The organism is Streptomyces sp. Ag109_G2-15 (assembly GCF_900215565.1).
GTDB lineage: Bacteria > Actinomycetota > Actinomycetes > Streptomycetales > Streptomycetaceae > Streptomyces > Streptomyces diastatochromogenes.
Map to the genome: position 1 here is coordinate 1046966 of NZ_OCNI01000002.1, position 25362 is coordinate 1072327.

Below are 25362 nucleotides of genomic sequence, written 5' to 3' on the forward strand. Positions count from 1 at the left end.
ATCAGTAGGCCCCCGTTCGTCGCACCACCACGGACCCGGTGCGCAGCAGGATCGACAGGTCGAGGCCCATCGACCAGTTGTCCACGTATCCGAGATCGAGCCGGACCGCCTCGTCCCAGGGCAGGTCGGAGCGGCCGCTCACCTGCCAGAGCCCGGTGAGGCCGGGCTTCACGAGCAACCGGCGCTTGATGTCCGGCGTGTACTCGTCCACCTCCTCGGGCAGCGGCGGGCGGGGGCCGACGAGCGACATGGTGCCCCGGACCGCGTTGATCAGCTGGGGCAGTTCATCGAGCGAGCTTCGCCGCAGAAACGATCCGACCCGGGTGATCCGCGGGTCTTCCTTCACCTTGAACAGCAGTCCGTCGCTGTTCTGGTTGAGGTGCGCCAGTTCCGCCCGGAGCGTCTCCGAGTCCTGCCGCATCGTGCGGAACTTGAGCATGGTGAAGTGGTCGCCGTACCGGCCCACCCGCTGCTGCCTGAACAGTGCGGGGCCGGAGCTGTCCAGCCGGACGACCAGGGCGATCACCAGCATGGGCAGGGCGAGGAACACCAGGAGCACCGCCGCGAGCGACCGGTCCAGCAGTTCCTTGGGCACCCGGGAGATCCGGGAGAGGTTCGGCGCCTGTATCTCCACCAGCGGTATCCCGTTGGTGGGCCGTACCGCGAGCCGGGAGGCGGACACGTCGGCCAGCACGGGGGCCAGCAGGAAGTCGACGCCCTGCACGGCCGCGATCCAGGACATCCGGCGCAGGACGGAGGCGTCGAACTCGGGCGCGGGCAGCACCGCCACGGTGCTGATGCCCAGGGCCCGGAAGACGTCGGCCATGTCGTCGACGCCACCGAGGAGGGGGAGCCCCAACTTACGGATGTCCGTGGCGTTTTCCGGATCGCTCAGGCACACTCCGGCGACCTGCAGTTCCTGTACGCCACCGCGCCGCAGCACGGTGACCAGCTCCACGATGCCGTGCGACGGTCCGACCAGGAGGGTCGCGCTGCGGTCACGGCCGCGTGCCCAGCGTCTGTGCATCCGGCGGCGGAGCAGGTACCGGCCCGACAGCGCGATCGCGACAGCCGGCACCGTGGCCATGATCATGTCATGAAAGAGTCCTGAATCGTGCGTGAGCAAGTAGTACGCACCCGCGGCCAGCGCCGGCAGTGCCACGGCGCCGCGCAGCACCCGTCGGTACTCCTCGGCCCCCAGACCCAGAGTGCTGCGATCGTAGGAGCGATGGGCCAGCATGGCCACGATCCATGTCGGGGGCAGCACCAGGGCCACCGCCCAGCGGCCGTATGCCGCGTGGATCACGAAGGCCGCGACAGCGGCCGCCGAGCCGTCCGCGACCAGCAGAACTAACCGGTACCTCTGCTCCCAGCGTCTTCGGCGAACGCGCGGACTCCTGCGTTCCACAACCAAGTGCTCATGCGTGACCTCAATGGTCATGCTCCCCCCACCACATGCGCGGCTACCCCTGACCGAAGTGCCCTCCACACAGCGGCACCGGAAAGCGAGGGAGCTTCAGCGGTTCCCCAACCGCGCCTCATGCCCCCAGCATGCTGGTTACTGACTGCTCAAATCGGTTCTCGAAGCCGTACCGTGACATGCAGTCAAGGACTGGATTCCCCACCCAAACCGGTCCGGCGGACCTCAATCTAGACCACGGGACGCAGTCGCGGGAACAGTTGGACGAAACACACATCGCAATAGCGACACCGGCGCCATACTGCCCAGGTGACGAGCATCGTGATCCCGGCCCACAACGAGGCGCGAGTCATCGGCCGGCTCCTCGATTCGCTGCTGGCCGACTCCTCCGAGGACGAGACCGACATCGTGGTCGTGTGCAACGGCTGCACGGACGACACGGCACGGATCGCGGCCGCTCGCGGCCCGCGCGTGCGGGTGGTCGAGATCCCCGTCCCCTCCAAGCACGCCGCCCTGCGGGCGGGAGACGATCACGCGCACGGCTTCCCCCGCGTCTATGTGGACGCCGACGTCGTGATCACGGGCGCCGACGTACGGGCGCTGACCGACCCCCTGCACGACGACACCTCGGGCGTCCTCGCCACCGCCCCCGAACGGCAGATCCCGCTGGACGCCTGCGCTTGGCGGGTGCGTGCCTACTACCAGGTGTGGCAGCGACTGCCCGCCGTACGCGAGGGGCTGTTCGGCCGAGGGGTCATCGCGGTCTCCAAGGCCGGGCACGCCCGGATCGCCGCGCTGCCGCCGCTGATGGCGGACGACCTGGCCGCGTCCCTGGCCTTCGCCCCTCAGGAGCGACTCGTGGTCGGCGCGGCCCGTGTCGTGGTCCACCCGCCGCGCACCTGGCCGGACTTGATCAAACGGCGGATCCGGGCCGCGGTGTCCACCGCCCAGGTCGAACGGCATCAGAGTCCGGAAGAGGCCTCGGCGCGCACGAGCAAGGCGGACCTCACAGCACTCCTCCGCAGGGAGCCGAAGCTCTTCATGGGTGTCGTAGTCTTCGTCGCGGCGGCGGTCGTTGCCCGGCGGCGGGCCGGAAAAGCCATCCGGGCACAGGACTACGGCACCTGGCTACGGGACGAGAGCAGCCGGCAGACCTGATCGCACCGCGTCTGGAGTCCTCGATCATGTATCTCACCGACCGCTCCGCGTCTCCGGGGGCGGAGACCGGCCAGGGCCGAAGACGCGGCGCGGGGCCCAGGGTCGCCCCGGTCGTGCTCGTGCTGGGCGCGGTCAGCCTGATCACCGACATCTCCTCGGAGATGGTCACCGCCGTCCTGCCGCTCTACCTCGTCACCAACCTCGGCTTCAGTCCGCTGGGCTTCGGCACCCTCGACGGCGTCTACAACGGCGTCAGCGCGCTGGTCCAGCTCACCGGCGGCCACCTCGCCGACCGCATACGCAACCACAAGCTGCTGGCCGGGCTCGGCTACGGCCTGTCCGCGCTGTGCAAACCGCTGCTCCTGCTCGCGAGCAGCATCGGCGCCTTCGGCACGGTCCTCGCCATGGAACGGATCGGCAAGGGCCTGCGCACCGCCCCGCGCGACGCCATGATCTCCCTGTCCACGCCGCCCGAGAACCAGGGCCGGGCCTTCGGCGTGCACCGGGCGATGGACACCACCGGCGCGATGCTCGGCCCGCTGACGGCCTTCCTCATCCTGCGCGCGGCGGCCGACGGCTACGACGCCGTGTTCGGCGTGAGCGGGTGCGTAGCCGCACTCGGCGTACTCGTACTGGTGCTGTTCGTACCCCGCAGACAGCGAACCGCGCAGACGGACGAAGCGGGTGCGCCGGACGGTGGACAGCCCGTCCGCGTACGCGAGGCGCTGGCGCTGCTGCGCCTGCCGCGGCTGCGGGCGCTCGCCGGCTGTGCCGCGCTGCTCGGCCTGACCACCGTCAGCGACGCCTTCGTCTACCTGCTTCTGCAACGGCGAGCGGGCATCGGCGAGCAGTGGTTCACGCTGCTGCCGCTGGGCACCGCCGTCGTGTTCCTGCTGCTGGCCGTGCCCGTCGGGGCGCTGGCCGACCGGGCCGGGCGGCGCACCGTGTTCCTCGCCGGGCACGTGGGTCTGCTCACCGCCTACGCCCTCCTGCTGTGGGCCCCGGCCACGCCGGTCCTCCCCTTCCTCGTACTCGCCCTGCACGGCACGTTCTACGCGGCCACCGACGGTGTGCTCCCGGCCGCCCTCGCCGGCATCGTGCCCGAGCAGCTGCGCGCCAGCGGTCTCGCCATCGTCGGCACCAGTCAGGCACTGGCCCGGTTCTGCTGCTCGCTGGCCTTCGGAGCCGCCTGGACGGTGTGGGGAGACGGCCCGGCGCTGGCCGGATCGGCGGTCGGCCTGCTGTGCTGCGCGGCCGTCGCGGGCCTGGTGCTGCGACCGGCCGGCGGGACCCGATGACCACCACAGCCACGAGGATCCACATGACATCACTGCGCCGTCGCCTGCTCATACTCGTCGCGACGGTCCTGGTGCTCGCCGGCGTCGGAACCGCCGTCGTCCTGCACGCCGCCGACCGCGCGGACCGGGCGAACCAGCCGCAGTCGGGCGGTCCCGCCGTCGGCGCCGGCAAGTTGACGCTCGGCCAGAAGAACCGCCTGGCGTTCATCAACACGGCCGCCGGCCCGCACCGCACCGCGGTCGCCTCCGTCCCGTCGACCGATCCCAAGGCCGGACGGACCGCATCGAGCCTGAAGTGCGCGCGTTTCTATGCGGCAGCCGGCACGGGCATCTGCCTCCAGTCCAACCCCGGCGTCCTCAAGCAGAGCAACCGCGCCCTGCTCCTGGACGCCGGCCTCCGTACCAAGCGCACCTTCCCGCTCGCGGGCACCCCGAGCCGGGCCCGGGTCTCCCCCAGCGGCCGCTTCGCCGCCTGGACCGTCTTCGTCTCCGGCGAGTCCTACTCGTCGGCCTTCTTCACCACCAGGACGTCGATCCTGGACACCCGCACCATGCGGCTGACGCCCAGCCTGGAGACGTTCTCCATCGTCAAGGACGGCAAGCCCTACCACGCCAAGGACATCAACTTCTGGGGCGTCACCTTCGCCTCCGACGACGACACCTTCTACGCCACCCTCAACACCGCCAACACGACGTACCTGGTCCGCGGTTCGCTGTCCCGGCGTACGGTCACCACCCTGGTCCGGAACGTGGAGTGCCCCTCGCTCTCCCCCGACGGGAACCGCGTCGCCTTCAAGAAGCGGATCCTGTCCCGTACCAATCTGTGGCACGAGTACGTCCTCGACCTGCGCACCCTGAAGGAGACGGCGCTGGCCGAACGCCACAGCGTCGACGACCAGGCCACCTGGCTCGACAACGACACCGTCGCCTACGCGCTCCCGACCAATGGCAAGGTCGGCAGCAGCGACCTGTGGAGCGTGCCCGCGGACGGCACGGGCACGCCCCGCCTGCTGATCGCCGGTGCCTCTTCCCCGGCGCCGTTGTAGACCCCGATCGCCTCGTCCCGCACGGCCCGGGGTGTGTCACGGGTTGAGGCTGCGGAAGTCGCCGGGGGTGGTGCCGGTGTGGCGGCGGAAGAACTTGCCGAAGTTGGCCGGTTCGGAGAAGCCCAGGCGGTGGGCGGTGGTGGCGACGGGCTCGTCGGTGTGGGCGAGCAGGCGCTGGGCCTGGAGGGCGACGCGGGCGTCGATGACCTGCTTGACGGGCTTGCCGGTGGCGGCCTGGCAGGCGCGGGTGAGGGTCTTGACGGTGTAGCCGAGGCGGTGGGCGTAGTCCTCGGCGCGCCGGGTGGTGGCGTAGGAGCGTTCCAGTTCGGCGCGGAAGCGGGCGTAGACCTCGCCGCCGGCATGCGGGTCGGCGTGCGGTCCATGGCGGGGCAGGCGGTCGATGTGCAGCAGCAGCGCGCCCACCAGCAGGCGCAGGATCTCGGGGGAGGCGCCCTCGGGCCGGGTGTATTCGGCGCGGATCTGGCCGAGCTGGGTGGCGACCGCGGCGTAGTCACGGCCGGCGGCCAGGTGCCGGCACGCCGGGCCGTACCAGTCGTCGGCCAGGCTGCTCGCGATGGCGGGGAAGGCGGGGGTGAACAGCAGCTGCGTGCCGTCGATCCGGCCGGGCTCGGCGTAGCGCTGGACCTGGCCGGGGCGGACCCACAGCAGGGTGCCGGGACGGCACGGGTAGGTGACGAAGTCGACGGTGTGCACGGCGCTGCCCTCGGTGATCAGGGTGAGGGCGTGGAAGCCGGCGCGGTGGACCCGCTGCAGGCTGCCGTCGGCGACCCGCCGGTGCAGTGCGGCCAGGTCGGTGACCTCGACGCCGCCCACCGTGGCGGTGGGCGGGTTGAAGCCGAACCCGGGGATCGCGTCCCGGCCACCGTGCCCGGTGGAGGCGCCGTGCGGACCGGCCACATCGCCCCCCTCTCTCCCCATGTCCGTTTTTGACTACGGCACGTCTCCAGCGTGCCTCGTCTGCCTGCGTCTTTACGGGGACAGTGGATGATGAGGCTGCATTAGAGCCTCGTTCCACCAGCGGCTGATCGTCTCCCACGCACACCCGGACCATTTCCACGGCGCCGCCCGCTTCGGCGTGCCGGTCCACGCACTGGCCGCGGTGCGCGACCAGATCGCCGCCCAGGGCGACGGCCAGGACCCCACCGGCGCGGTCATACCGGTCGCCGACATCACCCCCACCGTCGAGATCACCCGGGCACCGAGGTCATCGACGGCATCCCGTTCGCCTTCGAGGCCCACCAGGGCGGCGAGGCCGCCGACCAGCTGGTGATCAAGCTGCCCGAGCAGGGCGTCCTTTTCGCGCAGGACCTCGTGCGCTGCGCCGGTACCTGACCGACGCGGGCGAGCTGCTCGGCGACGACGGTGCGGCGTACAAGCGGGCGACCCTGGCGCGCTATCCCTCCTGGGGCGGCCCGTTCCTGATCGACATCGGCAACCAGTACCTCTTCGGCGCCCAGAACGCCTGATCCCCCACGCCTCGCAGACCTGACTCCCACACCTCGCAGAACAGAGCGGAAAGAGCCCCGTCATGAGCCGGATCACCGTGTTCGGAGCCGCGGGAAAGGCTGCTTCCCGCGTTGTCACCGAGGCCGCCGCCCGCGGCCATCACGTCACCGCCGTCGCCCGCGACCGCGACCGGCTGCGCGATCTCCCCGAAGGCGTCCGCGCAGCGGTCGGCGACGTCACCGGCCCAGGGACCGTCGACGCCCTGGCCAAGGACGAGATCGAGACCCCGCGCCACCTCAACCGCCGCTTCACCGTGGGCTACTGACACCGAAGCAGGTGGCCGACCCGGCTCGTCCGGCGGGAGCGCCCTTCACTCACACCTTGTGCACGGTCGGGCCGGCATCCCGCGATGGCGAGCGCTGGCCGGGGCGAGGGCTCTCAATCCGGCGGTTCCTGAACCGCCTCGCCCTGTTCACCACCGTCTCCCCCCTGCTCTTCCGCTCCAGGAGAAGGCTCCTTCACTTCTTCCGGCATGTCCTCCGTGGGCGGCGGGTCCCGCGGGACGAGACCGGGCGAGTCCGGTTCCTTGCTGTGCGTCGCATGGTCATGCATGGCAGTAGTTCCATTGATCGGGGTTCTGTCAGGCCGACACGTTCCACCGGTCTGCCGAAGCGCCAAAGTGTGTCGTGCCCCGACTACCCGTCCGGGTCCGATCGATGCGGCCGTTCGTCACCGGGCGGCACGTGTCCCGGCGGTACGGCCGTACGGGCGTGGGTACCCGGCCGGCCGTCGCGGATCGCTCGGCCGCTGGAAGGGATGGAGGGAAAGGCGAGGAAGAACTCATGAGCGCCAAGGCGAGGAGGAAGGACGAGGGGAACGAGATACGGCGCCTCGACGACCTCACATGAAGGGACAGGAGCAGAGCCGGATGAGACTTTCCTTCCTCGAACCCCTGTACAAGCAGCCGGGACCCTTCGCCTCGGTCTATCTGGACACCTCCCGCGACAGCGTCGTCGAGGATCCGGACACCGCCATAGAACTGCGCTGGCGGCATCTGCGCGACGCCCTGACCTCCGAGGGAGCCGATCAGGACTCCCTCGCCGCGGCGGCGGAGGCCGTGGGCAGCGACACCGACGTCCCCGGCGCCCACGGGCAGGCGGTGTTCACCGCGCACGGCCGGCTGGCCCTGCTGGACGAACTGCCCGACCCGCCCGCACGGGACACCGCGCACTTCGGAACGCTGCCGTACACCCTGCCGCTGATCGTCCAGCACTCTCCCGGGATCCCCTACCTGGCGGCGTACGTCCACTACAGCGGCCGGCACTCCACGGACGCCCCGGGCAGTGTGCGGATCGAGGCCGAGATCGGCGTATGGCCCCTGACCAGGGTCACACCGGGGCACCGGCTCGACGAGGAGATCCCGGTCACCGACTGGCTGAACGCCGCCCAGGTCATGGGCCGGGAACTGGAGGGCCACGCACGCCGCATCGACGCCGAGGATGTGGTCGTGGCCGGAGATGTGTGGGCGCGCGGCATTCTCCTCCGCCGGCTTCCCCAGGCCCTGCGCGGACGGGTCGTCACCGTCGACGGCGCCGGTGAGTCCCGGCCGGGCCGGGCACTCCTGGAGCACCGGCTCGAAAGCCTCTTCGGCGGACGCATGGCCGCGCACGACCGGTCCCTGCTGGCGGCCTTCCTCGCCGAGTGCGCCCACGACGGAGCATCGGCCGAAGGCCTTGCCCCGGCCGTGTCGGCTCTGCAGCGCGGCCAGGTCAAAGCCCTCTTCCTCAACCACCACCCCGAGTCGCCGCTCCGTCTGTGGGCCGGCCCGGAACCCGGCCAACTCGCCCTCACCGAACAGGAACTGCGCTCCTACGGCGTCCAGGACGTCCGCGAGGAGCGCGCCGACGCGGTCCTCACCCGCGCCCTGGTCGGCACCCGGGCCGAGCTGGTCCTGGTGCCCGAGCAGCAGGTGAGGCTGCACGAGGGCGTGGGCGTACTGCTCCGCTACACCGAACCGGAACCCCGCGTGTGACCGCACGCCGCGTCCCGCTCGTGCCGTCGGCGGTTCGACGAACAGGCAGCGTGACAATCGTCATTGACAAGCCAAATCCCCGAAGGTTGTCATGAACACATGATGCGCCACCCGCAGAGCACAGGGTGGGCGGCTGCCATGGGCGTACGGGTGTTGACGGGGCGCCACGAGCTGCTCGACACCGCCCGGGCCGAGCTGACGGCCCGTCCCGGAGTGCTCTTCCACGGTCCGGCGGGGATCGGCAAGTCCATGCTCGTGGCTGCCCTCATGACGTCCTCGGCCAGGCAACCGGGCGGCACGGTGCTGCACTGCTCGCCCGCCGAGGAGGACGCCCGGCTCCCGTTCGTCGGCCTGATCGACCTGTTCGCGCGGGTGCCGGAGAGCTTCCTCGGGGCCCTGCCGCCCGAGCCCCGGGCGGCGCTGAGGGCGGCCCTGATGCGTGGTCGGAAACCGGACGGCGACCAGAGCCGGCTCGCATTGCGCGTCGCCGTCGTAGAAGTGCTGCGCACGCTCGCTGCCGCCGGCCCCGTTCTACTGGTCGTCGACGGCCTCCAGTGGCTCGACGAGCCGAGCGCCGAGGTGCTCACCTTCGCCGTGCGCCGTGTCGGGGGTCTCGGCATACGGGTGCTGGCCACCGAGCGTGTGGCCCATGGGGAGCAGCCGGAACGGCTGTGCTGCTGCCCGCCCGGCACCGTCGAACTTCCCGTGCCGCCGTTGACGGACGACGAGGTGGCAGATCTCGTACGCACCGGCATCGGTGCCGACCTGCCCTCTGCGGTGATGCGGGCGATCCAGGACACCGCTGCCGGAAACCCTTGGTACGCACTGGAGTTGGGGCAGGTCGCCCCGCGCGACGGAGCCTCCGTCGGCTTGGGCCGGACGCTGCCCGTACCCCGAAGGCTGCGCAGCCTGCTGCTGAACGACGTGCATATGCTGCCGGAAGCGGCGCGGCACACCCTCCTCGTCACGAGCGCCGCCGCCCGCCCGAGCCTCACTCTGCTGCGTGCCGCCGGGATCCCTGACCCCGCCGCGGACCTCGCGGCGGCCGAACGGCTCGGCGTCGCGACGGCCGACGCCGGCGGAACCGTACGTTTCGGGCATCCGCTGATCCGGGCCGCCGTCTATGCCGACGCCCCGGAGTACGGCCGCCGGGAGGCGCACGCCCTGCTGGCCCGCGCGGTCACCGAGCCCGTGGAGCAGGCCCGCCACCTCGCGCTCGCCCACCCGTACGCGGACGAGGACACCGCCCGCACGCTGATGTCCGCTGCCGAGTACGCACGTCGCGACGGCGCGGCCGCTGCCGCCTTCGAACTGGCCGGGCTCGCCGCCCGGCGCACCCCCGGCGACCGCCCGGCGGACCACGCCGAGCGGCTGCTGGCCGCGGCCGAGTACGCCTGCGACGCGGGACAACTGGAGGAAGCGGGGCAGGCGGCCGAGACCGTCCTCGCCGGGTCGGGCTCCGCACGGCAACGGGTGCGGGCCCGGCTGATCCTGCTGCGCAACGCCGGGCAGGCGCTGCAGGGTGCCCGTGACCTGATCGAGGAAGGGCTGCGGGACGCCGACGGCGATCCGGAGGCCGAGGCATGGCTGCACTACTGGGCGGCCGTACGCGGGCTGCTGTGCGGGGAGTTGGAGGAGGCGGCCCGGCATGCCCGACGCGCTGCCCGGCAGGCGGACCGGGCAGGCGACCCGGACACCAGGATCGGGGCCCTCGCCACCCTCGCCCGGGTGCGGTCCCTGGCCGGGGATCCGGCGGCCGCCGGCGCCGCGCTGGAGGAGGCGCTCGCCCTGGCCGGTGGCGCCGACGCCGGCCCGGAGAGCTGGGGACTGATCCGGATGCGGGCGATTCTCGCTCTGGACTCCGACCAGGTCACCGAGGCCGGGAAACAGGTCACCCAACTCCTTGCGGGCATCGGAGAGTTGGCCGGAGTCGAGGAGGTCATGGCGACCCTGGTGGCGCTGACCCGCATCCAGGTGCGGTCCGGGCACTGCCGGGAGGCGCTGCGCACCGCCGCCCGCTGCACGCGCGCCCTGGCCGAGACCGGCGTACAGGCGGCTCCGGCCCTGTACGCGGCGGCGCTCGCGGCGACCGCGGGCGGCACCGCCGACGAGGCCCGGCGCCTCGCCGAACAGGCGGTACGGGCCTCGGAGGCGGACGGAGACCGGCTGTTCCTGCTGCGTGCGCTGGCTGTGCTCGGGCAGGCCGAGCTGCTCGCCGGCGACCCGCGAGGGGCGGCGGCCGCGGTGGAGGCGCTGCAACGCGTCAAGCAGCTCGGCGAGGCGATGTGCGCCGCCGACCCGCCGTTGCTGCACTGGTACGGCGACCTCGCCGAGGCCCTGGTGGTCCTCGGCGAGACCGACGCGGCCGGGACCGTGCTCCGCGAGGCCCGCACGCGCGTGTCCGGCGATGCGCCCGGGAGCGTACTGGCGGCTCTGGAGCGGGCGGAGGGGCTGCGCGAGGCGGGGCTCGGCCGGGCGAAGGAGGGTGCGGTTCGGCTGCGTGGCGCGGTGGACCGGCTGCGTCGACTCCCCTTGCCCGTGGAGCTGGTGCGCACCCTGATCGCGCTCGGCACGGTCGAGCGCCGTTCGCGCCGCAGGAGCGCGGCGCGGACGGTCCTCGGCGAGGCGCTGGAGACCGCGACCCGGATCGGCGCCGCTCCCCTGGCGGCGCGGGCCAGGGACGAGCTGGCGCGGCTGGAGGCCGGAGACCGAGGTGGTGAGACAGGCGCGGGCGGCCCCGAACTCACCCCCACGGAAGCGCGGATCGCCGAACTGGTCGGCGGCGGGGCCACCAACCGGGAAGTCGCCGCGGAGCTGTTCATCAGCGTCAAGACGGTGGAGGGCACCCTCTCCCGCGTCTACCGCAAGCTAGGCGTCCGCTCGCGCACCGCGCTCGCCCATGCGATGGCGGTCGCCGTCATCGCCGCCGGAGCGGCTGTGCCTTCCGGTGAGGACGACCAAGTCAAGCCAGCTGCCCAGTCAGTGACGGTAGGTCAGTCGGGTCGTATCCGAACTCCCCGCTCGACACACGCCGTTGACGTGACACCTGTAGTTAACACATAAAGCAAGGGTTCCCCCGCTTATGAGGGTGGGGCTGCTGTTCCTACGGTGAAGCCGTTCCCCTTCCGGGACATCACCCCCACTCTCCGGAGGACCTCAGTGAAGTCACGTCTGAAACTGCTCGGTCTGGTCACCGTACCGGCCCTGCTCGCCGCGGCCGTCCCCGCCGCCTACGCCGCCAACGCGGCTGAGCCGCACGCAACTCGCGCGGCCATCACCGGAGATGTCCTCAAGGGTCTGAGCAAGGACGCGACCCGCACCGGCAACGTCGCCGCCGGCAAGCGGATATCGGTGGCGATCAGCCTGACCCCCAGAAACGACAAGGCGCTCGACACCTTCGTGGCCAAGGTCAGCGACCCGCGGTCCGGCTCCTACGGCCACTACCTGACGAAGCGCCAGTTCGCGGCCCGCTTCGGCCGGACCGACGCCGAGATCAAGCAGCTCAAGGACTACCTGCGGGCGCAGGGCCTCACCGTCACCGCCGTCCACTCGGGCAACCTGCTGGTCGACGCCAAGGGCACCGCCGCCCAACTGCAGAAGGCCTTCGGCACCAAGCTGTCGACCTGGAAGGACGCCAGGTCCGGGCGCTCGTTCTACGCCAACGACAGCGCACCGACCCTCCCGACCGCCATCGCCTCCCTCGTCAGCGACGTGGCGGGCCTCAACAACCGGACCCAGCTGCACCACCAGGCGCCCTCCACCGTCACCCCGCACAACGGTCCGGGCGGCGGCTACACCCCGGCCCAGCTCAAGGGCGGCTACAACGTCTCCGGCACGTACACCGGCAGCGGCCAGAACATCGCGCTGATCGAGTTCGACGGCTTCCAGCAGTCCAACATCACCGCCTACGACAACAACTACAGCCTGGGCTCGCCCACCCCGGCCGTGAAGAAGGTGGACGGCGGTTCCGGCGCGCTCGGCGACGGCCAGGTCGAGGTCGAGCTGGACATCGAGGTTCTGCACGCGATCGCCCCCAAGGCGAACGTCACCGTCTTCGAGGGCCCGAACTCCGACGCCGGCGAGGTCGACACCTACCAGGCCATCGTCGACGCCGGCATCCCGACCACCTCGATCAGCTGGGGCGCCGCCGAGAGCGCGCGCACCACCTCCAACATCAACGCCGTGGACGCCGTGTTCAAGGCCGGCGCCGCCCAGGGCCTCGGCTTCTACGCGGCCTCCGGCGACGACGGCTCCGACGACGCGGGCGACGGCGGCACCTCCGTCGACTACCCGGCCAGCGACCCGTACGTCACCGGCGTCGGCGGCACCAAGCTGACGGTCACCTCGTCCAACGCCTGGAGCAAGGAGGTGGCCTGGTCCGGCGGTGGTGGCGGCAAGTCCTCCGTCTTCAAGATCCCCAGCTGGCAGACGGCGGTGCAGAAGAGCGCCGGCGGCGGCTTCCGCCAGGTCCCGGACGTCTCGGCCCACGCCAACCCCAGCCCCGGTGTCTCGATCTACTCGCAGGGCTCCTGGTCCTCGGTCGGCGGCACCAGCGCCGCCGCGCCGGAGTGGGCGGCGTTCGCCGCGCTGTACAACCAGCAGGCCAAGGCGGCCGGCAAGGCCAACCTCGGCTTCGCCAACCCCGCCCTCTACTCGGCGAGCGGCACCGGCTTCCACGACATCACCAGCGGCAGCAACGGCGCCTACTCCGCCGCCAGCGGCTGGGACTTCACCACCGGTTGGGGCTCGTACAACGCCGCGACCCTGGCGAGCAAGCTGCTCGGCTGACGCCCAGCGGTTGAGGTCCGACGGCTGAAACCCCGCAGACCCAGCGCGGGCCGGGATCACTCCCGGCCCGCGCCGTCGACCGCTGTCTTCAACTCTTCGCCGGTTAGGGCTACATCCTGGAGTACCCGATCGCCCGGCTCTACGCGGACGCCCGTATCACCCGTATGTACGCCGGCACGAGCGGGGTCATGCAGGTCATCATCGCCAAGTCCCTGGGGTTGTGAGACATGCTGGTGGACGACTTCTCCGGCCGGCCCGGCCTCGCGTTCGTCGCGGGCGGCACCGGTGGCATCGGCGCCGCGATCGTCCGGACGCTGGCCGAACGCGGCAGCGACATCGCGTTCACCTACCGCAACAACGAGCAGGCGGCCGAGGGGCTCGTCGGGGAGGTGAAGGCGTACGGCCGCCAGGTCACCGCCCTGCGCGTGGACCTGACCGAGGAAACGGAGACGGCCGGGGCCGTGACCGGGGCCGCCGAGACCCACGGCGGCATCCACACGCTCGTGTACGCGGCCGGGCCGCACGTGCCCATGACCCACCTGAGCGAGGTCACGCCCAGCCGGTACCGCGCCCAACTCGAGGCCGACGCTGTGGCGTTCTTCAATCTCGTCCACCCCGCGCTGCCGCTGCTCCGCGCGAGCCGGGGCAGCATCGTCGCCGTCACCACCGTCGCCACGCGCCGCTTCCCGGTCCGCGACGGGCTGTCGTCCGGCGCCAAAGGCGCGGTCGAGGCGGTCGCCCGTGCTCTGGCCGCCGAGGAGGGCCGCTACGGCGTCCGCGTCAACTGCGTCGCCCCCGGCATGCTCACGGACGGCATCGCGGCCCGGCTGATCGACACGGGAGAACTCGACGAGGAGGCCCTGGCCGTCGCCCGCCGCAACATCCCGCTCCGCCGGTTCGGTCAGGCGCAGGACATCGCGGAGGCGGTCGCCTTCCTCGCCTCGGACCGGGCCGGATTCGTCAGCGGGCAGGCGCTGGGCGTGGACGGCGGGTACAGCGTCTGAGGCCTCCGCCGGGCCACGGTTTCGTGATCGCCTCGCCTCGGCCAGGCTCCGGCAGCCGTAGAGGTGGGGCCGGTCGTCGGGGTGGACGTCGGTGGCGTACGGCGCACGTGGGTGCGACGGAGTCGAGCGACGGTGACCGCCAACTGCCCTTCGCCCCGGGCGACATAGCCTGTCTCCGCGCCAAGGAGGGCCGGCTCAACACGGCGCTGCGGGCACAGGCGCGGGCCGCCGGCGCCACGTACACACCGTCCCGCGGCCGCGACGCCTGCTCACCCGAGGGCACCCGCTGGATCGAGCCGCTCATGCCCAGCAGCCCGGCAGCCTCCCTCCACCCGCGGCAGCAGAAGCCGCGGGCAGGCGCTTTTGTTGGGACGTCCTGACATACCTGTTGACATCCCCCACGGTGCGCCCCATAGTACGAGCCACTAGAGCGCGCTAATAAAGCGCTCTAGTGGCTGGAAACACTCGGTCCACCCATGACCGCTACCGCCACCCCTCCATGGACAACCCGGGGGCAGCCGCAGACCGCTCACCCGTTTCCCGGGCCCTATTTGCCGTGATTTCCATCTGAACCGCACAGCGAGGTGCAAGGGACATGCACAGAAACCATCGAGCCGCCGCCTGGGCCGCCGTCGTTCTCGCCGGCGCTCTTGTCGCCACCGGCTGCTCCAGCAGCTCCGGCGGCAAGAAATCCGAGGAGGGCAGTGCGGCCGCCTCCGCGGGCAAGGCCAACACGCCCCGGATGACGGTGGCCATGGTCACCCACGCCTCCCCCGGCGACACCTTCTGGGACCTCATCCGCAAGGGTGCCCAGGCCGCCGCCGCCAAGGACAACATCAAGCTCGTCTACTCCAGCGACCCCAATGCCGGCAATCAGGCCAACCTCGTGCAGAACGCCATCGACCAGAAGGTCGACGGCATCGCGCTCACCGCGGCCAAGCCCGACGCCATGAAGGACGTGGTCGCCAAGGCCAAGGCGGCCGGCATCCCGGTCGTCGGCTTCAACTCCGGCCTGGACAACTGGAAGCAGCTCGGCATGCTCGAGTACTTCGGCCAGGACGAGAACATCGCCGGCCAGGCCTTCGGCCAGCGCCTGAACCAGATCGGCGCCAAGCACGCCCTCTGCGTCATCCAGGAGCAGGGGCAGGTCGCACTGGAGGCACGCTGCGCCGGCCTCAAGAAGGGCTTCAAGGGCAAGACGGACATCCTCTACGTCAACGGCACCGACATGCCCTCGGTGAAGTCGACGATCACCGCGAAGCTCAAGTCCGACTCGTCCATCGACCAGGTGGTCACCCTCGGCGCCCCGATCGCGCTGACCGCGGTGCAGTCACTGTCCGACGCGGGCAGCAAGGCCAAGGTCGCGACCTTCGACCTCAACCAGCAGCTGGTGAAGGCCGTCCAGGACGGCACGGTCGAGTTCGCCGTCGACCAGCAGCCGTACCTGCAGGGGTACCTCGCCGTCGACTCCCTGTGGCTGTACAAGAACAACGGCAACTTCAGCGGTGGCGGCACCGCACCCGTGCTGACGGGCCCGGCCTTCATCACCAAGGACAACGTCGACGCGGTCGCCGGGTTCGCCGCGACGGGCACCCGGTGATGAGTGTGACCCAGCATGCCGAGCCGGCAGTGACCACACCGCCGGCCACCGGCCCGCAGCAGACTGACGGCCTGATCGCTCAACGCCCCCTGGCCATACGCCTGTTGGCGGTGGTGTCTGGCGCTACATGCTCGTGCTCGCCACGCTCCCGGCCGTCGCGCTGTGGTTCGGCATGCTGGTCATGCCGGAGAGCCCGCGCTGGCTGGCCTTCCGGACCCGCTTCGGCGAGGCCCTGGAGGTGCTGAAGCAGGTGCGCTCCCGGCAGCGGGCCGAGGCGGAACTCGCCGAGGTCACCGCGCTCGCCGTCAAGGAGGAGCAGGAGAGGCTGGGCGGCTGGCAGGACATGAAGGCCACGCCGTGGGTGCGCAAGCTGATGTTCGTCCTCTTCTCCCTGCTGCTGCCCTCCGGCGACGGCCGGGCGTACGCCGTCCTCGCGATGACCGTCACCTTCCTGGCCTTCCAGCAGGGTGCTATCTCGCCGGTGACCTGGCTGATGCTGTCGGAGATCTTCCCGATGCGGATGCGCGGGTTCGGCATGGGTGTGGCGGCCGTGGTGCTGTGGCTGACCAACTTCCTGATCGGCCTGGTCTTCCCGTCCCTGGTCGCCGGCATCGGGATCTCCAGCACCTTCTTCCTCTTCATGGTGGCGGGCGTCTTCTCCCTCGCCTTCGTGAAGCTCTACGTCCCCGAGACCAAGGGCCGCACCCTCGAAACCCTCGAAGCCGAACTCCGGGCGCGCTTCTCCTGACCCTCTTGTTCTCATGTTCTGAGGAAACGACCATGACCGTACGTGTAGGAGTGATCGGCGCCGGCTGGATCGGCAAGGAGCACATCCGGCGGCTCACCGACACCATCACCGAAGCCCGCGTCACCGCGGTCACCGACATCGACGCCGCCCGCGCCGCGGAGGCGGCGGTGCCGGTCGGCGCCCGGGTGCTGCCCGACGGCGCGTCCGTGGTCGCGGCGGACGATGTCGACGCCGTCCTCGTGACGTCCTGGGGCCCGACCCACGCCGAACACGTGCTGAACGCGATCGCCGCCGGAAAGCCGGTGTTCTGCGAGAAGCCCCTCGCCACCACCGCCGAGGACTGTCTGAAGATCATCGAGGCGGAGCAGGCCCACGGCCGCCGGCTGGTCCAGGTCGGCTTCATGCGCCGCTACGACGCCGGGTACCGGCAGATGAAGCAGGTCATCGACTCCGGTCGGATCGGCGAGCCGCTGATCGTGCACTGCGCCCACCGCAATCCGACCGTCCCGGAGTCGTACACCTCCGCCATGGCCGCCCTGGACACGGCCGTACACGAGGTGGACGTGCTGCGCTGGCTGCTCGACGACGAGATCGTCTCCACCCAGGTGGTCACCCCGCGCGCCACCAGCAAGCGGTTCGAGCACCTGAAGGATCCGCAGATCATGCTGTTCGAGACCGCCAAGGGCGTCCGTATCGATCTGGAGGTCTTCGTCAACTGCCAGTACGGCTACGACATCCAGTGCGAGGCGGTGGGCGAGGAGGGCCTGGTCCGCCTGCCCGACCCGGCCGCTGTCGGCGTGCGCAGCGCGGGACAGCACAGCACGGAGGTGCTCACGGCCTGGGTGGGCCGTTTCGCGGACGCCTTCGACACCGAGTTCCGCGAGTGGATCGCGGCGGTCGACGCCGGCAACGAGCCCACCGGGCCCTCGGCCTGGGACGGCTACGCCGCCACCGTCATCACCAGCGCGACCGTCGAGGCCCTGGAGTCGGGCAGCGTGATCGCCACGGACCTCAAGCCCCGCCCCACCTTCTACGGAGGCACCGCATGAAGATCGCCCTCGACCCGTACATGTTCCGCGCCCTGCCGATCGACGACATGGTGCGCACGGTGGCCGAACTCGGCTACGAGTACATCGAGTTGTCCCCGCGCGACGACTTCATGCCGTTCTTCCTGCACCCGAGGGCCGACGACGAGCGCATCACGGATCTGAAGAACTCCCTGCGCACGCACGGCGTCAAGCTGTCCTCCGTGCTTCCCCTCTACAAGTGGTCCTCGCCGGGCGAGACCGAGCGGCAGGCCGCCGTGCGGTACTGGAAGCGCATGATCGAGATCACCGCCGATCTCGAATGTCCGCTGATGAACTCGGAGTTCAACGGCCGCCCCGAGCGCGCCGCCGAGAGCGAGGCTGCCTTCTGGCGCTCGCTGGAGGATCTCCTGCCGCTGTTCGAGCGTGAGGGCATCGCCCTCAATCTCGAAGCCCACCCTGACGACTTCTGCGAGGAGAACACTCCGGCGGTCGACCTCGTCCGGGCGATCAACAAGCCCTGGGTGAACTACCTCTACTGCGCACCGCACTCCTTCCACCTCTCGGGCGCCGACCCGACGGCGGACATCGCGGCGATGATGCGCTACGCCGGCGACAAGCTCCAGCACGTGCACATCGCCGACTCCTTCAACCACAAGGGGTCCTCCGGCCTGCGGTACATCCTCAACCCGCCGGGCACCACCGCCCGTATCCACCAGCACCTGGACATCGGCCAGGGCGAGGTCGACTGGGACGCCTTCTTCGGCGCGCTGCGCGAGCTGGACTTCGACGGCGTCGCCACGGCCTGCGTCTTCGCCTGGGAGGAACGCGCCCGGGAGTCCTCCGCGTTCATGCTGGACCGCATCAGCAAGGAGCTGGCTTCCTGAGGCTGCCGCTCACCGCGCGAGCGGCAACCAGGGCACCGGGGAGGGCCGGTCAGCAGATCATGACCTGTTGGCCGGCCCTCCCCGGTTCTCACTTCACGCGCGGAAAGAGGCGCTCGACCGCTGCCACCAGCGCGGCACGGCGGGCCGCGGCGGACGGATCCGTGGCCCGTTCCTCGGCGACCGGCGGGCAGCCGACTGCCGGCCGCGCTGATGCCCAACTTCATCACCGGCTGACGGGCCCCGTACCGCGCGCTGCCCGACCTGCCCGGTCCCGCGTCCGACAGGGCGCCGGACCGGGCGGGTGGCTCCAGAGCCTGTGCCGTACGCGTAGGCCCCAGCGACGATCCTGGGCTCACCTTCAACCCGTCGCACCGGGGGCGGGCGCGGGTTGGGGAACGTCGCGCATGTGGCGGAGCGGGGAGAAGAACACGAACCAGCCGGCCGCCCAGGAACCGATGAACGCCAGCCAGAGTGCGGGCCGCACCCCGATCAGCGTGCCGAGCACCCCGCCGAGGACGCCGCCGATCGGCAGCGTGCCCCACACGACCCAGCGCACGGCCGCATTCATCCGGCCCATCAGCTCCGGCGGCGTCACCGACTGCCGGTAGCTGACCTGCGCGACGTTGTACACCAGCGCGGAGAAGCCCGTGATGCCCCAGCCCAGCGGGAACAGCAGCACCCCCCAGCCCCGCCAGGCAGCCGCCGCGATGACCTGCGGTGCGCTGAACACCAGCATCGACACCCAGATGACCCGCGCCGAGCCGATCTTCTTGGCGAGCCGGCCGGCGAACACTCCCCCGGCGATCGCGCCGATGGCCGAGCCCGCCATGATCAGCCCGGTCAGCGCGGGACGCACGTGCAGCACCCGGACGAGGAAGACCATCGCCAGCGCCGAAGTCATGCCGGAGAACAGGTTCGCGGTACCCGTGCACGCCACGACCCTCCGCAGAATCCTGTGCCGGGTGACGAATCTCAGTCCCTCGGCGATCTGACTCCGCAACGTCTCGTCCGCTCGCCGCGGGGGCGGCGGCTCCTCGCGCCTCCTGATGCCGAATATCGAGACGACCGAGACCGCGTAGGAGATCGCGTCGGCCGTCATCGCCCCCGCAGCGCCGAACGCCGCGACCAGTCCCCCGCCCAGGCTGGGCCCCCCGAGCTGCGCGAACGCCCCGGTGGCCCCGAGCTTGCCGTTGGCGTCCATCAGGTCCTCGGCGCGGACCAGCGACGGCACATAACTCTGGTACGAGACGTCGAAGAACACCGTGCACACGCCGGTGGCAACAGCGACGATGTAGAGCTGCGTCATCGTCAGGGTGCCGAGGGCGGCCGCCACCGGAATCGAGCCGATGATCACCAGGCGGAGAAGGTCGCAGACGATCATGACGGAACGCTTGGGGCGGCGGTCCACGAGCGCACCTGCGGGCAGCGCGATCACCGCGAACGCAGCTGAGGTGGCGGCGGTCAGCAGCCCGACCTGGAACGTGCTCGCCTTGAGCACGACGACCGCGAACAGCGGCAGTGCGATCTGGGTGACCGCCGAACCCATCTCGCTGACCGTCTGGCCGCTCCAGAGCAGCAGGAAATCCCGCTGCCGCCAGAGGCTCGAACCGGCGCGCTCCGGCTCGGCACCCGGTAAGTCCTTCACTGCTTCCGGCACAGCACCAACTCCGCTCTCAGATCCACGGCCCGGACCACGCCGCTGATCACCAACACGCCGACACGGTGTTCTTGGTTCAGGAAGCTCAGGCAACAGCCAGGGGCGGCGCCGTCGTGCCTCTCACTTCCAGGGAAGGAGTCGCCAGGTCGACGGTGGCGGGCCGGGCCGGGTCCGCGATGCGGTCGAGGAGGTGCTGCGCGGCGCGGCGGCCCACGTCGCGGCTGGCGTTGTCCACGGTGGTGAGCCACAGGTGCCGAAGCTGGGAGAGGTACGTGTTGTCGTACCCGACCAGGGACAGGTCCCGGGGCACGACCAGACCGGACGCCTCGGCGGCCGACATGGCGCCGACGCACGTCATGTCGTTGACCGCGAAGACGGCGGTCGGACGCTCCCGGCGGTTCAGGAGCCGGACGGCGGCCCGGTAACCGCCTTCCTCGGTGAGGTCGCCCTGTTCCACCACGGCCGTGTCGGCCAGGCCGTGCTCGCGCATGGTGGCTTCGAAACTGCCGCGGCGCAGGTCACCCACGGCGCCCTGGCCGGCGATGTGGGCGATGTGCCGATGCCCCAGGGCGATGAGGTGCTCGGTGGCCAGGCGGGCACCGTGTTCGTCGTCGTTGGCGACGATGTCCACGGCGGGCAGGATGGGCTCCCGGGTACCGGCCACGACGGTGGGCACGCGATCGGCCGCGGCGCGCAGCACCCCGGGGTCCTGCAGGGTGCCGACGGCGATCAGACCGTCCACGCGCAGCTCGGTGAACGTGCGGGTGAGGTCCTCCCCGAGGCGCCGGTTGAGGTGGCCGTCGGCCAGCAGCATGCGCAGACCGCTGTCGTACAACCGCGAGTTCAGCCCGTCGAGCAGCTCCACGAACCAGGGGTTGCGCATGTCGTTCAGCAGCACCCCCACGGTGCGGGTACGGCGCTCGCTGAGGCTGCGGGCGGCGGCGTTGGGCCGGTAGCCGAGTTCCTCGACCGCGGCGAGCACGGCCTGCCGCTTGTCCGGGCGGACGCCTTCCGCGCCGCGCAGCACCAGGGAGACCAGCGACTTCGACACGCCGGCCCGCGTGGCGACGTCGCGGATGGTCGGAGTCCTCATGACGTGGACCGTTCCATAGGGCGGACTCCTTTGTAAAGGTCTTGACACGTGCGGGGATGCCCTCCACTGTGTGGCCGAAGGTTTGTGGACCGGTCCAAAGAGGGGCAGTCATGGTGAGTACGCTCGGCGTCGCCGTCGTGGGGTTCGGCTGGATGGGACGGGTGCACACCCAGGCGTACAGCCGGATCCGGCACCACTATCCGCAGCCGGCCCGCCTGCCCGAGCTGGTGACGGTGGCCGAGGAGGTGCCGGGCCGGGCCGAGGAGGCCGCCGCGCAGTTCGGGTTCGTGTCGACGACCCGGGACTGGCGGGAGGTCGCCGCCGACCCCCGCGTGCAGGCGGTCAGCATCACCGCGCCGAACTTCCTGCACCGGGAGATCGGCGTGGCGATGGCCCGGGCCGGCAAGCACATCTGGATCGAGAAGCCGGTCGGTCTGACCGCGGAGGACGCCGGCGCGGTCGCCGACGCGGTCGCCGAGGCCGGCGTCCAGGGCACGGTCGGCTTCAACTACCGCAACGCGCCGGCCGTTTCGTACGCCCGTGAACTGATCGCCTCCGGTGAGATCGGCACGGTCACGCACGTCCGCATCCGTCTCTTCAGCGACTACGCCGCCCACCCGGAAGGCGCCCTGACCTGGCGCTACGAGCGAGGGCGCGGCGGCAGCGGCGTACTCGGCGACCTGGCCTCGCACGGGGTCGACCTGGCCCGCTTCCTGCTCGGCGACATCGCGTCCCTCGCCGCCGACACCGCCGTCTTCATCCCCGAGCGGGCCCGCCCCACCGGCGCGACTGCGGGCCACACCCGTGCCACGGGCGGCGAGTTGGGCCCGGTCGAGAACGAGGACTACGTCAACTGCCTGCTCCGCTTCGCCTCCGGCGCCCGCGGTGTCCTGGAGGCCTGCCGGGTCTCGGTCGGCGAGCAGAACAACTACGGCTTCGAGGTGCACGGCACCAAGGGCGCGGTCTTCTGGGACTTCCGGCGCATGGGCGAACTGGGCGTGAGCCGCGGCACGGCCTACCAGGACCAGCCCGTCAGCACGGTGTACGTGGGCCCCGGCCACGGCGAGTACGGCGCGTTCCAGCCCGGCTCGGCCACGAGCATGGGCTACGACGACCTGAAGGTCATCGAGGCCCACCACTTCCTCCGCTCCATCGCCGACGGCACCGCGCACGGGCCGACGCTGGAGGACGCGGTGCGCAGCGCCGCCGCCCTGGACGCCATGAGCCGGTCGGCCGAGCAGGGAACCTGGGTGAGCCTGGCATGAAGGCGGTACGGATCGGAGTGGTCGGCGCCGGCAACATGGGCTCCGCGGACTCTGCGGCATCTCCTTTCCCTCGTAGGGGCAGGGACGGCTCAGGGGCAAGGGTGGCATTAATCAGGCCAAAAGCCTGCAATGTAATAAATTCGTGCCATGGGGATCGACGTCGACACCTTCCTGGCCGAGATCGCGCTCCGGCTCCGGCGGCGCTCGGATGAGCTGGCCACCCGCATGCTCGCGCGTACGCGCGAGGAGATCCCCACCGTGTGGGCCCATGAAGACCTCGCGAACCTGGCCGCGCAGTCGTTCCAGCAGCACGTCGACACCGTGCTGTCCTTCATCGAACACAGGCTCGACACCTCGGGCGTCCAGGCTCCGCCCTCCGCGGTCGGCTTCGCCACCCGTCTTGCCGAGCGCGGCGTACCGATCAGCGAGCTGCTGCGCACCTATCGGCTCGGCCACGCCACCGTGCTCGACCTGTTGCGGGAGGAGGCGAGCCGCCTCACCACGGACCCGAAGGTCCGTGACGCGCTGGCCGAAGTCTTGATCAAAGGCACGTTCGACTATGTGGACCGCACCTCCGAACAGGCGGTCACGGCGTACCAGCGCGCGCGTGACAGCCGGCTGCAGCGGCGGCTCATCGTGGTCAACGAGGCGAGCCGACGGATCGGCACCAGCCTGGACATCGCCCGCACCGCTCAGGAACTGGCCGAACTGGGAACCGACCATCTGGCCGACTTCGTCACCGTCGATCTCCTCGACGCCGTACTCCGCGAAGAGGGTCCGGCTCCGGCGCAGGACGTCATGGTGCTGCGTCGTATCGCCCAGCACTCGGTGCTGGCGGGCTGCCCGGAGTCGGTGGTGCCGACCGGCCACACGCACAGCTTCCCGCGGGGTTCGGGCCCCGATCGCGCCCTGGCCACCGGGCATCCACTGCGCTACCGCATCAGGTCCACCGACCTCCCGGCATGGGTCGCGGAATCCGACGCCCGCAGGCGCGCCGTCAGTGTCTTCGGTATGCGGGCGATGCTGCTGATCCCGCTGTGGGCCCGGGGCAGTCCCCTGGGCGTCGCCCAGTTCTTCCGGCACCGTGACGCGACGCCGTTCGACGACGACGATCTGCTCCTGGCCCAGGAGATCACCTCCAGGGCGGCCGTCTACATCGACAACGCCCGCCGGTACACCCACGAACGCGCCACCGCCCTGGCCCTCCAGCGGAGTCTGCTCCCGAACCGCGTGCCCCGGCACGGCGCCGTCGAGACGGCCTCCCGCTATCTGCCCTCCGGCGCCCGGGCCGGTGTGGGAGGCGACTGGTACGACGTGATCCCGCTCTCCGGGGCCCGGGTCGCCCTCGTCATCGGTGACGTGGTCGGCCGTGGTCTGTACGCCTCGGCCACGATGGGGCGGCTGCGCACGGCCGTGCGGACGCTCGCGGACATCGACCTGATGCCGGACGAACTCCTCACCCATCTCGACGACGTGGTCATCCGGATGCAGCACGAGGAGGGCCATGACCCCGACGAGATCAGCGCCACCTGCCTCTACGCGGTCTACGACCCCGTCTCGCGGATCTGCTCCCTGGCCAGCGCCGGACACGTGTTGCCCGCTGTGGCGCTGCCGGCGGCCGACGGCGATCCCGCGGGCAGGCCGCGAGTGCACTTCGCGGACGCGCCGATCGGCCCGCCCCTGGGTCTGGGCGGGCTGCCCTTCGAGACCGCCCAGTTCGAGCTGCCGGAAGGCAGCCTCCTCGCCCTGTTCACGGACGGGCTCGTCGCGGGTCCCGGCCCCGGCCGCGACCCGGGCGGCGGACTGGCCAGGCTGTGCGACGTCCTGGCCCGGTCCGGTACCTCGTTGGAGGACACCTGCGACCGGCTGCTGGAGAACCTGCTCCCCTCCCGCCCGACGGATGACGTCGCCCTCCTCCTGACCCGCACACACACGCTGGACGCCGACCACGTCAGCACCCTGGAGCTGCCATCGGATCCGACGGTGGTCTCCCGGGCGCGCGCCCACGCGATGGGCCGACTTGCCGCCTGGAACCTGGACGATCTGGCCTTCAGCACGGAACTCATGGTCAGCGAACTCGTCACGAACGCGATCCGCTACGGACGAGAGCCCATCAGCCTGCGCATGATCCTCCAGTCCACGCTGACCTGCGAGGTCGCGGACGCCGCCGGCACGGCTCCCCATCTGCGCCGGGCCAGGACCTTCGACGAGGGCGGCCGCGGCCTGTTCCTCGTCGCCCAGCTCGCCGAGAACTGGGGCACCCGGTACACCCGTGAAGGGAAGGTGATCTGGGCGGAGCAGCCCCTGCCCGGCTCTTCTTGACGCCGATTCCGGCGGGCGGGGGCGTAGGGAGAGACCACGCGCCCACCCGCCGGGGTTCAGCGGCCGACGAACTCCGCCGTTGTGCGGTTGATGAAGGACTCCAGGCCGATACGGGCGTCCTCGCCGGCGAACAGCTTGACGACAGTGAGCACCAGCTCGGCCTCTGCAGCCGCTTCGCTCTCCCGGTCGGCGAGCCGGGCGTTCGCCAGGGTGGCCCGCACCCCCAGAGGCGCCTGACGGGCGATCAACTGGGCCAGCGCGATGGCCCGTTCCACATGGGTGCGCCGTCGGGGACGACCTCCTGGATGAGGCCGATGCGGTGGGCCTCGGTCGCGTCGAAGGGCTCGGCGGTGAGCATCCAGCGCATCGCGTTGCCCCACGCGGCCTTCCACCTGCCACGGCATGGTGACGTCGAAGGCGTTGCGCTTGTGCGGCCGGTTGAGGCCGATCACCAGCACCGACCCCTCGCGCCGGACATTGAGGGTCTCGTAGGGACCGTCGGTCGTCATGTGTGTTTTTCGAAATAGGGCGTGCAGCACCCCGAAGCCATCA

General features: G+C 71.0%; 19 protein-coding genes and 3 pseudogenes. 17 read left to right on the plus strand and 5 right to left on the minus strand.

Translation table 11 applies throughout. The annotated features are described in order from the left end of the window. Position 1 precedes the first annotated feature (1 nt). The gene (locus tag CRP49_RS41230; RefSeq protein WP_257033806.1) at positions 2-1306 is read right to left on the minus strand and encodes a sugar transferase; all 1305 of its coding nucleotides are present in this window, start codon (positions 1304-1306) and stop codon (positions 2-4) included. A gap of 423 nt (positions 1307-1729) precedes the next feature. Here CRP49_RS41230 and CRP49_RS41235 point away from each other — a divergent pair, with 423 nt between their 5' ends. From CRP49_RS41235 to CRP49_RS41245, 3 genes are read left to right on the plus strand one after another with little or no spacing between them, the layout of a single operon-like run. Further along, the gene (locus tag CRP49_RS41235) at positions 1730-2578 is read left to right on the plus strand and encodes a glycosyltransferase family 2 protein (protein WP_097258488.1); all 849 of its coding nucleotides are present in this window, start codon (positions 1730-1732) and stop codon (positions 2576-2578) included. A 26-nt stretch (positions 2579-2604) separates the two neighbouring features. After that, positions 2605-3876 carry an MFS transporter gene (locus CRP49_RS41240; RefSeq protein WP_179852012.1) on the plus strand — a complete coding sequence of 424 codons (1272 nt, stop codon included), beginning with the start codon at positions 2605-2607 and terminating at the stop codon, positions 3874-3876. Positions 3877-3899: 23 nt separating this feature from the next. Next, positions 3900-4922 carry a TolB-like translocation protein gene (locus CRP49_RS41245; protein WP_097258489.1) on the plus strand — a complete coding sequence of 341 codons (1023 nt, stop codon included), beginning with the start codon at positions 3900-3902 and terminating at the stop codon, positions 4920-4922. Positions 4923-4958: 36 nt separating this feature from the next. On the opposite strand, the gene CRP49_RS41250 is transcribed toward CRP49_RS41245, so the two are convergent. Further along, positions 4959-5840: an AraC family transcriptional regulator gene (locus CRP49_RS41250; protein WP_257033807.1), complete on the minus strand. Its 882-nt coding sequence runs from the start codon at positions 5838-5840 to the stop codon at positions 4959-4961. A gap of 121 nt (positions 5841-5961) precedes the next feature. Between CRP49_RS41250 and CRP49_RS41255 the strand changes: the two are divergent. From CRP49_RS41255 to CRP49_RS41310, 12 genes and pseudogenes are all read left to right on the plus strand, one after another. Continuing rightward, a pseudogene (locus CRP49_RS41255) lies at positions 5962-6409 on the plus strand (MBL fold metallo-hydrolase); the annotation flags it as partial. A gap of 62 nt (positions 6410-6471) precedes the next feature. Next, positions 6472-6714 (plus strand): NAD(P)H-binding protein, encoded by a 243-nt coding sequence (locus CRP49_RS48995; protein WP_097258491.1) that lies wholly within the window; start codon positions 6472-6474, stop codon positions 6712-6714. 603 nt (positions 6715-7317) lie between these two features. Then, positions 7318-8421, plus strand: coding sequence for a hypothetical protein (locus tag CRP49_RS41265; protein WP_097258492.1), 1104 nt, complete (start codon positions 7318-7320; stop codon positions 8419-8421). A gap of 138 nt (positions 8422-8559) precedes the next feature. Beyond that, positions 8560-11484 carry a LuxR family transcriptional regulator gene (locus CRP49_RS41270; protein WP_179852013.1) on the plus strand — a complete coding sequence of 975 codons (2925 nt, stop codon included), beginning with the start codon at positions 8560-8562 and terminating at the stop codon, positions 11482-11484. A gap of 96 nt (positions 11485-11580) precedes the next feature. After that, on the plus strand, positions 11581-13209 hold the full coding sequence (locus tag CRP49_RS41275) for a protease pro-enzyme activation domain-containing protein (protein ID WP_097258493.1): 1629 nt from the start codon (positions 11581-11583) through the stop codon (positions 13207-13209). 65 nt (positions 13210-13274) lie between these two features. Continuing rightward, positions 13275-13433, plus strand: a pseudogene (locus CRP49_RS41280) (acyl-CoA dehydrogenase family protein); the annotation flags it as partial. 3 nt (positions 13434-13436) lie between these two features. Continuing rightward, positions 13437-14213 (plus strand): SDR family NAD(P)-dependent oxidoreductase, encoded by a 777-nt coding sequence (locus tag CRP49_RS41285; protein ID WP_097258494.1) that lies wholly within the window; start codon positions 13437-13439, stop codon positions 14211-14213. 107 nt (positions 14214-14320) lie between these two features. Next, positions 14321-14593 carry a hypothetical protein gene (locus CRP49_RS46650; protein ID WP_143670099.1) on the plus strand — a complete coding sequence of 91 codons (273 nt, stop codon included), beginning with the start codon at positions 14321-14323 and terminating at the stop codon, positions 14591-14593. 215 nt (positions 14594-14808) lie between these two features. Beyond that, entirely contained in the window at positions 14809-15813 is a 1005-nt protein-coding gene (locus tag CRP49_RS41290) for a sugar ABC transporter substrate-binding protein (protein ID WP_097258495.1), read from the plus strand. A gap of 109 nt (positions 15814-15922) precedes the next feature. Then, positions 15923-16561: pseudogene (locus CRP49_RS41300) on the plus strand (MFS transporter); the annotation flags it as partial. A gap of 32 nt (positions 16562-16593) precedes the next feature. Beyond that, positions 16594-17610, plus strand: a complete 1017-nt coding sequence (locus CRP49_RS41305) for a Gfo/Idh/MocA family protein (RefSeq protein WP_097258496.1) — start codon at positions 16594-16596, stop codon at positions 17608-17610. Beyond that, positions 17607-18473, plus strand: a complete 867-nt coding sequence (locus CRP49_RS41310) for a sugar phosphate isomerase/epimerase family protein (RefSeq protein ID WP_097258497.1) — start codon at positions 17607-17609, stop codon at positions 18471-18473. The genes CRP49_RS41305 and CRP49_RS41310 overlap by 4 nt, the downstream gene beginning before the upstream one ends. Before the next feature lie 358 nt (positions 18474-18831). On the opposite strand, the gene CRP49_RS41315 is transcribed toward CRP49_RS41310, so the two are convergent. Continuing rightward, positions 18832-20130, minus strand: a complete 1299-nt coding sequence (locus tag CRP49_RS41315; RefSeq protein ID WP_257033808.1) for an MFS transporter — start codon at positions 20128-20130, stop codon at positions 18832-18834. Between the two features lie 85 nt (positions 20131-20215). Continuing rightward, the gene (locus CRP49_RS41320) at positions 20216-21223 is read right to left on the minus strand and encodes a LacI family DNA-binding transcriptional regulator (RefSeq protein WP_097258499.1); all 1008 of its coding nucleotides are present in this window, start codon (positions 21221-21223) and stop codon (positions 20216-20218) included. A gap of 110 nt (positions 21224-21333) precedes the next feature. On the opposite strand from CRP49_RS41320, the gene CRP49_RS41325 reads away from it, so the two are divergent. Then, positions 21334-22488 carry a Gfo/Idh/MocA family protein gene (locus tag CRP49_RS41325; protein ID WP_097258500.1) on the plus strand — a complete coding sequence of 385 codons (1155 nt, stop codon included), beginning with the start codon at positions 21334-21336 and terminating at the stop codon, positions 22486-22488. A gap of 147 nt (positions 22489-22635) precedes the next feature. Further along, positions 22636-24810, plus strand: coding sequence for a SpoIIE family protein phosphatase (locus CRP49_RS41330; RefSeq protein ID WP_097258501.1), 2175 nt, complete (start codon positions 22636-22638; stop codon positions 24808-24810). Between the two features lie 56 nt (positions 24811-24866). Here CRP49_RS41330 and CRP49_RS41335 read toward each other — a convergent pair whose 3' ends face one another. Further along, entirely contained in the window at positions 24867-25319 is a 453-nt protein-coding gene (locus CRP49_RS41335; protein ID WP_218893020.1) for a hypothetical protein, read from the minus strand. Positions 25320-25362 lie beyond the last annotated feature (43 nt).

Excerpts from the sequence above, each read along its gene's own strand:
- CRP49_RS41310 (WP_097258497.1), top strand. The coding sequence starts at position 17,607 with ATGAAGATCGCCCTCGACCCGTACATGTTCCGCGCCCTGCCGATCGAC.
- CRP49_RS41245 (WP_097258489.1), top strand. The coding sequence starts at position 3,900 with ATGACATCACTGCGCCGTCGCCTGCTCATACTCGTCGCGACGGTCCTG.
- CRP49_RS41290 (WP_097258495.1), top strand. The coding sequence starts at position 14,809 with ATGCACAGAAACCATCGAGCCGCCGCCTGGGCCGCCGTCGTTCTCGCC.
- CRP49_RS41305 (WP_097258496.1), top strand. The coding sequence starts at position 16,594 with ATGACCGTACGTGTAGGAGTGATCGGCGCCGGCTGGATCGGCAAGGAG.
- CRP49_RS48995 (WP_097258491.1), top strand. The coding sequence starts at position 6,472 with ATGAGCCGGATCACCGTGTTCGGAGCCGCGGGAAAGGCTGCTTCCCGC.
- CRP49_RS41270 (WP_179852013.1), top strand. The coding sequence starts at position 8,560 with ATGGGCGTACGGGTGTTGACGGGGCGCCACGAGCTGCTCGACACCGCC.
- CRP49_RS41335 (WP_218893020.1), bottom strand. The coding sequence starts at position 25,319 with ATGACGACCGACGGTCCCTACGAGACCCTCAATGTCCGGCGCGAGGGG.
- CRP49_RS41320 (WP_097258499.1), bottom strand. The coding sequence starts at position 21,223 with ATGAGGACTCCGACCATCCGCGACGTCGCCACGCGGGCCGGCGTGTCG.
- CRP49_RS41240 (WP_179852012.1), top strand. The coding sequence starts at position 2,605 with ATGTATCTCACCGACCGCTCCGCGTCTCCGGGGGCGGAGACCGGCCAG.
- CRP49_RS41325 (WP_097258500.1), top strand. The coding sequence starts at position 21,334 with ATGGTGAGTACGCTCGGCGTCGCCGTCGTGGGGTTCGGCTGGATGGGA.
- CRP49_RS41285 (WP_097258494.1), top strand. The coding sequence starts at position 13,437 with ATGCTGGTGGACGACTTCTCCGGCCGGCCCGGCCTCGCGTTCGTCGCG.
- CRP49_RS41265 (WP_097258492.1), top strand. The coding sequence starts at position 7,318 with ATGAGACTTTCCTTCCTCGAACCCCTGTACAAGCAGCCGGGACCCTTC.
- CRP49_RS41330 (WP_097258501.1), top strand. The coding sequence starts at position 22,636 with ATGGGGATCGACGTCGACACCTTCCTGGCCGAGATCGCGCTCCGGCTC.